Consider the following 8,478-nt stretch of genomic DNA (forward strand, 5'->3'; position numbering starts at 1 on the left):
CGCCGTGCACCCCACCCCGCCCGCTCCGCGCCCCGACCAGGACCCGCTGCTGCGGGCCCGGGCCGGCCTGTCCCGGCTCGTGGAGCCCACGGACCCCACCGCGATGCTGCTCCTGGCGGCCCTCGGACCCGTCGCCGCGCTCGAGATCGCCACCGGAGCACGCCCCATCGGGGCCGCGGAGCACCCGGTGTTCGTCCGGGCCGCGGCGGAGGCCGGCTACGGTCCCCGCCAGGTCGACCTCCGGCGCGCCCTGGCCCGCTGGGGCCCCCGGGCGGCGGAGCTCGACCCGGCCGAGGACCTGGCGGCGGCCACGCGGGCCGGGGCGTGGTTCGCGGTCCCCGAGGATCCCGACTGGCCCGCGGCGCTCGGCGATCTGGGCCTGTTCCAACCGGTGGGCCTGTGGGGCCGCGGCGACCGGCGGCTCCTCGGGTTCCCCGCCGCCCGCGCCGTCGCCGTCGTCGGCTCCCGCGACTGCTCGACCTACGGCCGGCACGTGGCCCTGGACCTCGCCGGCGCCCTGGCCGCCCGCGGCTGGACGGTCGTCTCCGGCGGCGCCCACGGCATCGACGAGGCCGCGCACTGCGCCGCGCTGGCCACCGGCACCGCGCACCCCGCCACGGTCTCGGTCATGGCGTGCGGGATCGACCGCCTCTACCCGCCGGGCAACCGGGAGCTGCTCCGCCGGGTCGAGGCCGCCGGCCTGCTCCTGGCCGAGGTCGCCCCCGGCTGCACCCCCAGCCGGTACCGCTTCCTCCAGCGCAACCGGATCATCGCGGCCCTCTCGGCCGGCACGGTGGTGGTCGAGGCACGGTGGCGCTCGGGCGCCCAGAACACCGCGCACCACGCCGACGGGCTGAGCCGGCCCGTGGGCGCGGTGCCCGGCAGCGTCCACGCCGACACCTCCGCAGGCTGTCACCGGCTGCTGCGGGAGGGCACCGCCGTCCTGGTGACGGATATCGACGAGGTGCTCGAGCTGGTCCAGCCCATCGGCACGGCAGCGGTCCCGGAGCGCCCCGGCCCCGTCTCCGTCGTCGACGGGCTCCCGGACCGCGACCGCGTGCTCCTCGACGCCCTGCCCCTGAGGTCGCCCAGCCGCCCGGACCACCTGTCCCGCGTCGCCGGGCTGTCCGTCCGCGAGGTGCTGGGCGGACTGCGCCGGCTCGAGGAGCGCGGCCTGGCGGAAGGGTCGGGGCAGGGCTGGCGCCGCCGTGGCTAGACTCGCCCCATGACGTCCGACGCCGCCCCGCTGCCCACAGCCGTGGGCCGCGCCCTGGAGCGGTACGCGGACCACCTGGTGCACGAGCTGGCCCGCAGCCCCAGCACCGTGCACGCCTACACGGGCGACCTCCGAGCACTCTTCGGCTGGCTGCACGCCCGGTACGGGGTGGCGACGCCGGCCGCCGTGGACCTGGACATGCTCCGCGCGTGGTTGGCCGCCCGGCACGCCGAGGGGGCGGGCCGGGCGTCCATGGCCCGCTGGACCGCGTCCGTCCGCGGGTTCTTCGGCTGGGCCGCCGCCACGGGCCTCGTGGGCACCGATCCCAGCCTGCGCCTCGTGGCCCCCCGGCGCCGGCGCCACCTCCCGGACGTCGTGCCCGCCGACGGGCTGCGGGAGCTGCTCGACGACCTCGGGGCGCGCTCCACCGCGCCCGGGACGGGCGGGCCGGAGGCCGCGCTCGCCGCCCGGGACCGCGCCCTCCTCGAGCTGCTCTACGCCACCGGGGCCCGGGTGGGGGAGCTCACCGGCGTCGACGTCGACGACGTCGACCGTTCCCGGCGCGTGCTCAGGGTGCTCGGCAAGGGCGACAAGGAGCGCACCGTGCCCTTCGGCGGACCCGCCGACGAAGCGCTGGGGCTCTGGCTGGCCCGGCGGCCGGTCCTCGCGGCCCCGGGCAGCGGGCCGGCGCTGTTCCTCGGCTCCCGGGGCGGGCGCATCGACGCCCGGCAGGTCCGGCGGGTCGTGGAGCGCGAGCTCGGCACCGTCGCCGACACCGCCGCGCGGGGTCCCCACGCCCTGCGGCATTCGGCGGCCACGCACCTCGTGGACGGCGGCGCGGACCTGCGCACGGTGCAGGAGCTGCTGGGCCACGCCTCCGTCGCGACCACCCAGATCTACACGCACGTGTCCGTGGACCGCCTCGGCTCCGTCTACCGCCAGGCCCATCCCCGGGCCTGACGTGCGCTCGGGCGCGGATCCCGGGGACAGCACGGGACCCCCGGGTTGACGCCCGTGGAATGTTTGCAGTTGAATGAGTGGCGTATTGTACTCGACGTCCCGGACACGGCAACGGACACGGCAACGGGCACGGCACCGGCCGGGACGACGGGTGCGGCACCGGTGCGACCGGACGCCGTGCGGGCCTCGAATCCCCGCGGCGGCACGGGAGACCGGACAACAGCATCGTCCGGGTGCGGCACGCCCGCCGCGACCCGGTGGGTGGGACCGCTTCCGTGCAGGGCGTTGGGGAAGACGTACCTACACGACGGAGGAACAGGTCATGTCTTCACCCACCACGCGCGGAGTGCTCTACGTGCACTCGGCTCCGCGAGCCCTGTGCCCGCACATCCAGTGGGCGCTGGAGTCGGTCGCGCGTCAGCGCACCGAGCTCGAGTGGACCCAGCAGAACGCCGAGCCCGGCTCCGTGCGCGCCGAGCTGGAGTGGTCGGGGCCCGCCGGGACCGGCGCCCTGCTCGCCTCGGCGCTGCGCACGATGGGCCGCCTCCGGTTCGAGGTCACCGAGAACCCGTGCCGCGGCCACGACGGCGCCCGCTGGTCCTTCACCCCGGAGCTCGGGATCTTCCACGCGACCACCGACGCCGCCGGCAACATCATGGTCTCCGAGGACCGGATCCGCTACGCCTACGAGACGGCGGCCGGCAATCCGCTGCTCGTCGTCAACGAGCTGTCCCTGGCCCTGGGCGAGGCCTGGGACGAGGAGCTCGAGCCGTTCCGGCACGCCGCGGAGGGTGCCCCGGTGCGCTGGCTGCACCGCGTCGGCTGAGCCGCCCCGGTCCCGCCCCGCCTCCGGGGGAGGGGGCCGCCACGCGCGAAGGGCCGTCCCGCGAGCAGCGGGACGGCCCTTCGCACGTGTTCCGGAGGTTCCGCGGGGCGGGCGCTCAGACGGTGCGGAACGCGGCGACCGCGTTGTGGCCGCCGAAGCCGAAGGAGTTGGACACGGCCACGAAGTCGCCGGAGGGAAGGCCGCGGGCGTCGGTGACGACGTCGAGGTCGATCTCCGGGTCCTGGTTCTCAAGGTTGATGGTGCACGGCGCGGTGCGGTGGTGCACGGCGAGCACGGTGAGCACGGCCTCCACGGCGCCCGAACCGCCCAGGATGTGGCCGGTCATCGACTTGGTCGCCGAGACGCACATGTCGTCCACCGCCGAGCCGAACGCGCGGCGCAGCGCACCGGCCTCGGGGGCGTCGCCCTTCGGCGTCGAGGTCGCGTGGGCGTTGACGTGCCGGACGTCGGCCGGTCCGAACTCCCCGGTCTCCATGGCCTCCTCGAGGGCACGGGCCGCGCCGCGGCCCTCCTCGTCGGGCGCGGTGATGTGGTAGGCGTCCGAGGTGAGCCCGGCGCCGGCGAGCTCGGCGTAGACCCGTGCGCCGCGGGCGCGGGCGTGCTCCTCCGACTCGAGGACCACGGCGCCGGCGCCCTCGCCCATCACGAAGCCGTCACGGGCGGTGTCGTAGGGGCGGGACGCGCGCTCGGGCTCGTCGTTGCGCTTGGACAGCGCCTGCATCGAGGAGAACGCCGCGATGGTGACGGGGTGGATGGCGGACTCGGCGCCGCCGACCACCACGAGGTCCGCCTTGCCGGAGCGGATGAGGTTCATGCCCTGGTAGAAGGCCTCCGTGCCGGAGGCGCACGCCGAGACGGGCGTGATGGACGCGGCGCGGGCCTTGAGGTCCATGCCGACGGCCGCCGCGTTGCCGTTGGGCATGAGCATCGGGACCGTGAGGGGCATGACGCGCCGGGCGCCGCGCTTCTGGAGGGTGTCGTAGGCGTCCAGCAGGGTCCAGACCCCGCCGATGCCGGTGCCGAAGGCCACGGCGAAGCGGTCCGGATCGACCTCGGCGGAGCTCTCGGCGTTGTGGCCGGAGAAGCCGGCGTCGGCCCACGCCTCCCGGGCGGCGATGACGGACAGCTGCCCGGAGGGGTCCAGGCGCTTGGCCTCGACCCGGGGGAGCACCTCGCTGGCGGGCGTCGAGACGGGCGCGGCGATCCGCACGCCCAGATCGTAGGTGTCCACCCAGTCGTGCTCGATGGCTCTGACACCGGAGACGCCCGTGGTGGCGCTGCGCCACAGCTCGGGGACGGTGCCACCGATCGGGGTGGTGGCACCGAGACCGGTGACGACTACTTTGCGGGTCATGACTGCACTTCCTCGTGTCCTGGGGTGAAGCGGGGGCGGCCCGCCCGGTCGCGGGTCGGTGCGGCGCGGCGGATCCTGCGGTCCGCCGCGCCGCGCACCGACCGGCCGGATCAGGCCTGGGCGTTGTCGATGAAGTTGACGGCGTCCTCGACGGTCTTCAGGTTCTTGACCTCTTCGTCGGGGATCGTGACGTCGAACTTCTCCTCGGCGTTGACCACGATGGTCATCATGGAGATGGAGTCGATGTCGAGGTCCTCGGTGAAGGACTTGTCCAGCTGGACGGCCTCGGTCTCGAGACCGGTCTCCTCGTTGACGATCTCGGCCAGGCCGGTCAGGATCTCTTCTTTGCTCGCCATGGTGGCTTCCTTTCTCTGCGGCTGCCGGAGCAGCCGGTGGTGACGGGCGCCCCCGGGCAGGTGCCGGGTGCATCTGTGCCGGTCAGGCCGTGAGGGCCCGGCCGGGGGACTACGGGTGTGCGGTTCAACCCTACGACGACTCGCAGGGCCCCGCGGCGGCACCGACACGTGGATCGGCCCCGGGAGGACGGCCCGCGTGCCGGCGGGGCTCAGGGGAGGACGACGACCTGGGCGCCGTAGACGAGGCCGGCGCCGAAGCCGATCTGCAGGGCCAGCTTCCCGGACAGCTCCGGGTGCTCGGCGAGCAGCCGGTGCGTCGCGAGCGGCACGGACGCGGCGGACGTGTTGCCGGCGTCGGCGATGTCGCGGGCGATGACCACGGACTCGGGGAGTTTGAGCGTCTTGGCCATCTGGTCGATGATCCGCATGTTCGCCTGGTGGGGGATGAAGGCGCTCAGGTCCTCGGGCTTCACCCCGGCCACGTCCATGGCCTCCTGCGCACGCTTGGCGACCTCCCACGAGGCCCAGCGGAAGACCGTCTGGCCGTCCTGGCGCAGGGTCGGCCAGAGGGTGGCGTCCTCGCCCATCTCGCCGGTCTCCGGGTCGACGAGGTCGGGCGACGGGGTGCGCTCCCGGCCCTGCTCCACCGCCCGGACGTCCGTGAGCGGGTGCGTCATCCGGATGGCGTCCCACTTGGAGCCGTCGGAACCCCACACCGAGGGACCGATCCCGGGGGTCTCGGACGGGCCGATCACCACGGCACCGGCGCCGTCGCCGAGCAGGAACGAGATGGAGCGCTCGCTGTTGTCGATGACGTCGGAGAGCTTCTCCACGCCGATGACCAGGACGTACTCGGCGGCTCCCGAGCGCACGAGGGCGTCGGCCTGGGCGATGCCGTAGCAGTAGCCCGCGCAGGCGGCCGAGATGTCGAAGGCCGGCGCCGGGGTGGCGCCCAGGCGGTCGGCGAGGGCCGCCGCGGCGGAGGGGGTGAGATAGGGGAAGGAGATCGTGGAGACGATCACGGCCCCGAGCTGCGAGGCCTCGATGCCGGCGGCCGCCAGCGCCTCCCGGGCGGCGTGCTCGGACATGTCGAGCACGCTCACGTCCTCGGCGGCCCGGTGCCGGGTCCTGATGCCGGTGCGCTGCTGGATCCACTCGTCCGAGGACTCGATCCACTGGCAGACGTCGTCGTTGGTCACGACCACGTCCGGTCGGTAGACGCCCAGGCCGAGGATCCGGGAGTGCGCGTTGGTCTGTTGCTGCTTCAGGGTCACCACAGGGGTCGTTGCTCCTTCGTGCGGCCGGGCGCGGCGGACGGGCCGGCTGGGCGGGGCGGAACGGCTGCTCCGGCCTCGGGACGGGCGGCGCACTCGGTGCGCGCGCGGACGTCAGTCAAGAATACTCCTGGCCTGCTCCAGCTCCGCCGCGGAGTTCACGGCGAGGGCCGGGACGCCCTTCAGGCCGCGCTTGGCCAGGCCCACGAGGGTGCCCGCCGGGGGCAGCTCGACCAGCTGCTCGACGCCGCGCTCCTGGAGCGTGCGGGTGCACAGGTCCCAGCGCACCGGCCGGCAGACCTGGGCCACGAGCGCCTCGAGGTTCGCGGCGCCGCCGGCCACGGGCTCGCCGTCGGCGTTGGAGAGCAGGGGGTGCACGGGGTCGGCCGGCGCGAGCCGGGGGACGAGCTCGCGCAGGGGCTCCAGGGCGGGGGCCATGTGCTCGGTGTGGAAGGCACCGGCCACCTTGAGCGGGATCACCCGGGCGCGGGCCGGAGGGTGCTCCGCGAGGGCGGCCAGCTGCTCGAGGGTGCCGGCGGCGACGGTCTGTCCGCCCCCGTTGGCGTTGGCGGCCGTCAGGCCCGCGGCCTCGATGGCGGCGAGGACCTCGTCCTCCTTGCCGCCGAGCACCGCGCTCATGCCGGTGGGCACGGCCGCGGCTGCCTCGGCCATCGCGTTGGCCCGGGTGCGGACGAAGGCCATGGCGTCGGCCTCGGTGAGGGCGCCGGCCAGGGCGGAGGCGGTGATCTCACCGACCGAGTGCCCCGCGAAGAGGAGGTCGTCCCGGCCAGGACCGATCCGGTCGCCGAGCAGCCGGCCCGCCACGAGACCTGCGGCCACGATGAGGGGCTGGGCCACCGCGGTGTCCTTGATGGTGTCCTCGTCGGCCTCGGTGCCGAAGTGCACGAGGTCGAGCCCGGCGGCCTCGCCCAGCTCCTCGAGGTGGGCGCGCACGCCGTCGAGGGCGAGCCATTCGGTGAGGAAGCCGGGTTTCTGGGAGCCCTGTCCGGGGCAGACGATCGCGATCACCGCTCCAGCTTCGCAAGGATGCGCCCCCGCGCGGGGGCCCGGAGGGCACGAAGCCCGGCGGCGGTGTTTGTAGGGAAGCTACAAGACGGGTCCCACGGCGGGGGCGGACGTGTCGATGGGCGCGCACGAGTCCGCGAGCCGGCCCGCCACGAGGGCGCAGTGCAGCACGAACGCGTCGCGGGGGACGAGGGGGTCCCAGCCGGTGAGGTCGCTGATCCGGCGCAGCCGGTAGCGCACCGTGTTGGCGTGCACGAACAGCTCCCGGGCGGTGGCCTCCAGGGAGTGGCCCACCGAGACGTAGGCGGAGAGCGTCTCGACGAGCCCGGTCGCGGACCGGGTCAGCGGGCGGTACACGGACTCGACCATCGCCGTGCGCGCGTTCTCGTCCCCGGCCATGGCCCGCTCCGGCCACAGGTCCTCGGAGTGCACGGGACGGGGCGCCGCGGGCCAGGCCGGCGCCACGGACAGCGCGGCGTGGGCGAGCCGGGCGGACCGGCCGGCGGCGAAGACCGTGGGGGCCTCCGGGCCGTAGGCGACCGGTCCGGGCCCGAAGGCCGCCGTCAGCTTCTCGAGGGCGAGGTCCCGGTCGGACAGCCCCCCGAGGATGAGCACGAGGCGGTCGCCCTGGATGGAGACCAGGGAGTCCTGCGCGTAGCGCCCGGCCAGCCGCCGCAGCCGGGCCACGGTGGACGGACCGGCGGCCTCGGGCGCGGAGCCCGTGAGCACGGTGACCGGCCCGGACGAGACCCAGCCCAGGGCCGCCACGCGGGAGCGCAGGGAGTCGGAGTGCTCGCCCCGGAGGATCCCGTCGACCACGAGGGACTCCAGCCGGGCGTCCCACGAGCCGCGGTTCTCGGCGGCGCGGGCGTAGACGTCGGCGGCGGCGAAGGCGATCTCCCGCGAGTAGCGCAGCACGGCTTCCCGCAGCGCGGCCTCGTCGTGGTGCTTGGCGAGCTCCGGGACCTTCTCCTCCACGACGTCCACCACGATCCGCAGCAGCTGCAGGGCGTGCTGGAGGGAGATGGAGCGGGTCAGGTCCGTGGGCGCGCCCCGGAAGACCTGGGTGAGCACCCACAGGGGCTCCTCCGGGTCCTCGTACCAGCGCACGAACGAGGAGATGCCGCGCTGGGCCACGAGACCCAGCTCGGAGCGCTCGTCGGCGCGCAGCTCCTCGAACCAGCCGAGGTCCGTCTCGAGGCGGCGGGTCGCGACCGTGGAGATGGCGCCCAGGTTCGCCTTGAGGTTCTCGAGCGTGCGGGGGTGGGGCGGGGCGACGGGACGGGACCGGTCCGTGGCGCGCCTGCGCGAGGGGCGCAGCCAGCGCGTCGTGGAGTTCCCGTCCTGTCCAGCCATGCCTCCGAGCTTAGACCTGGTCTCATAACTCTTCTACCTGACGCAGTCGGCGGAAGTTGATGAGCGTGACGGCGAGCAAGAGCAGCGGG

8 protein-coding genes are annotated in these 8,478 nt (G+C 74.8%); 3 read left to right on the forward strand and 5 right to left on the reverse strand.

The window, feature by feature from the left end:
- Window positions 1-4: 4 nt before the first annotated feature.
- From dprA to ACPYN7_RS15780, 3 genes are all read left to right on the forward strand, one after another.
- Window positions 5-1,216, forward strand: coding sequence for a DNA-processing protein DprA (gene dprA, locus ACPYN7_RS15770; protein WP_424348266.1), 1,212 nt, complete (start codon window positions 5-7; stop codon window positions 1,214-1,216).
- A 9-nt stretch (window positions 1,217-1,225) separates the two neighbouring features.
- Complete coding sequence (locus ACPYN7_RS15775; protein ID WP_424348267.1) at window positions 1,226-2,176, forward strand: tyrosine recombinase XerC; 951 nt, start codon at window positions 1,226-1,228, stop codon at window positions 2,174-2,176.
- Between the two features lie 322 nt (window positions 2,177-2,498).
- Window positions 2,499-3,002: a DUF3145 domain-containing protein gene (locus ACPYN7_RS15780; protein ID WP_058874602.1), complete on the forward strand. Its 504-nt coding sequence runs from the start codon at window positions 2,499-2,501 to the stop codon at window positions 3,000-3,002.
- 115 nt (window positions 3,003-3,117) lie between these two features.
- Here the strand turns inward: ACPYN7_RS15780 and ACPYN7_RS15785 are convergent, their stop codons facing one another.
- From ACPYN7_RS15785 to ACPYN7_RS15805, 5 genes are all read right to left on the reverse strand, one after another.
- Window positions 3,118-4,377, reverse strand: coding sequence for a beta-ketoacyl synthase (locus tag ACPYN7_RS15785; RefSeq protein ID WP_368825829.1), 1,260 nt, complete (start codon window positions 4,375-4,377; stop codon window positions 3,118-3,120).
- A 110-nt stretch (window positions 4,378-4,487) separates the two neighbouring features.
- Window positions 4,488-4,733, reverse strand: a complete 246-nt coding sequence (locus ACPYN7_RS15790; RefSeq protein ID WP_017833742.1) for an acyl carrier protein — start codon at window positions 4,731-4,733, stop codon at window positions 4,488-4,490.
- 209 nt (window positions 4,734-4,942) lie between these two features.
- On the reverse strand, window positions 4,943-6,010 hold the full coding sequence (locus tag ACPYN7_RS15795) for a beta-ketoacyl-ACP synthase III (RefSeq protein WP_058874151.1): 1,068 nt from the start codon (window positions 6,008-6,010) through the stop codon (window positions 4,943-4,945).
- Between the two features lie 111 nt (window positions 6,011-6,121).
- Window positions 6,122-7,036 (reverse strand): ACP S-malonyltransferase, encoded by a 915-nt coding sequence (locus ACPYN7_RS15800; RefSeq protein WP_424348268.1) that lies wholly within the window; start codon window positions 7,034-7,036, stop codon window positions 6,122-6,124.
- A gap of 78 nt (window positions 7,037-7,114) precedes the next feature.
- Window positions 7,115-8,389: a PucR family transcriptional regulator gene (locus ACPYN7_RS15805; protein ID WP_058874153.1), complete on the reverse strand. Its 1,275-nt coding sequence runs from the start codon at window positions 8,387-8,389 to the stop codon at window positions 7,115-7,117.
- Between the last annotated feature and the right edge of the window lie 89 nt (window positions 8,390-8,478).

The organism is Kocuria sp. CH-021, from assembly GCF_049716185.1.
Lineage (GTDB): Bacteria > Actinomycetota > Actinomycetes > Actinomycetales > Micrococcaceae > Kocuria > Kocuria cellulosilytica.

Excerpts from the sequence above, each read along its gene's own strand:
- ACPYN7_RS15775 (WP_424348267.1), top strand. The coding sequence starts at position 1,226 with ATGACGTCCGACGCCGCCCCGCTGCCCACAGCCGTGGGCCGCGCCCTG.
- ACPYN7_RS15790 (WP_017833742.1), bottom strand. The coding sequence starts at position 4,733 with ATGGCGAGCAAAGAAGAGATCCTGACCGGCCTGGCCGAGATCGTCAAC.
- ACPYN7_RS15780 (WP_058874602.1), top strand. The coding sequence starts at position 2,499 with ATGTCTTCACCCACCACGCGCGGAGTGCTCTACGTGCACTCGGCTCCG.
- ACPYN7_RS15805 (WP_058874153.1), bottom strand. The coding sequence starts at position 8,389 with ATGGCTGGACAGGACGGGAACTCCACGACGCGCTGGCTGCGCCCCTCG.
- ACPYN7_RS15785 (WP_368825829.1), bottom strand. The coding sequence starts at position 4,377 with ATGACCCGCAAAGTAGTCGTCACCGGTCTCGGTGCCACCACCCCGATC.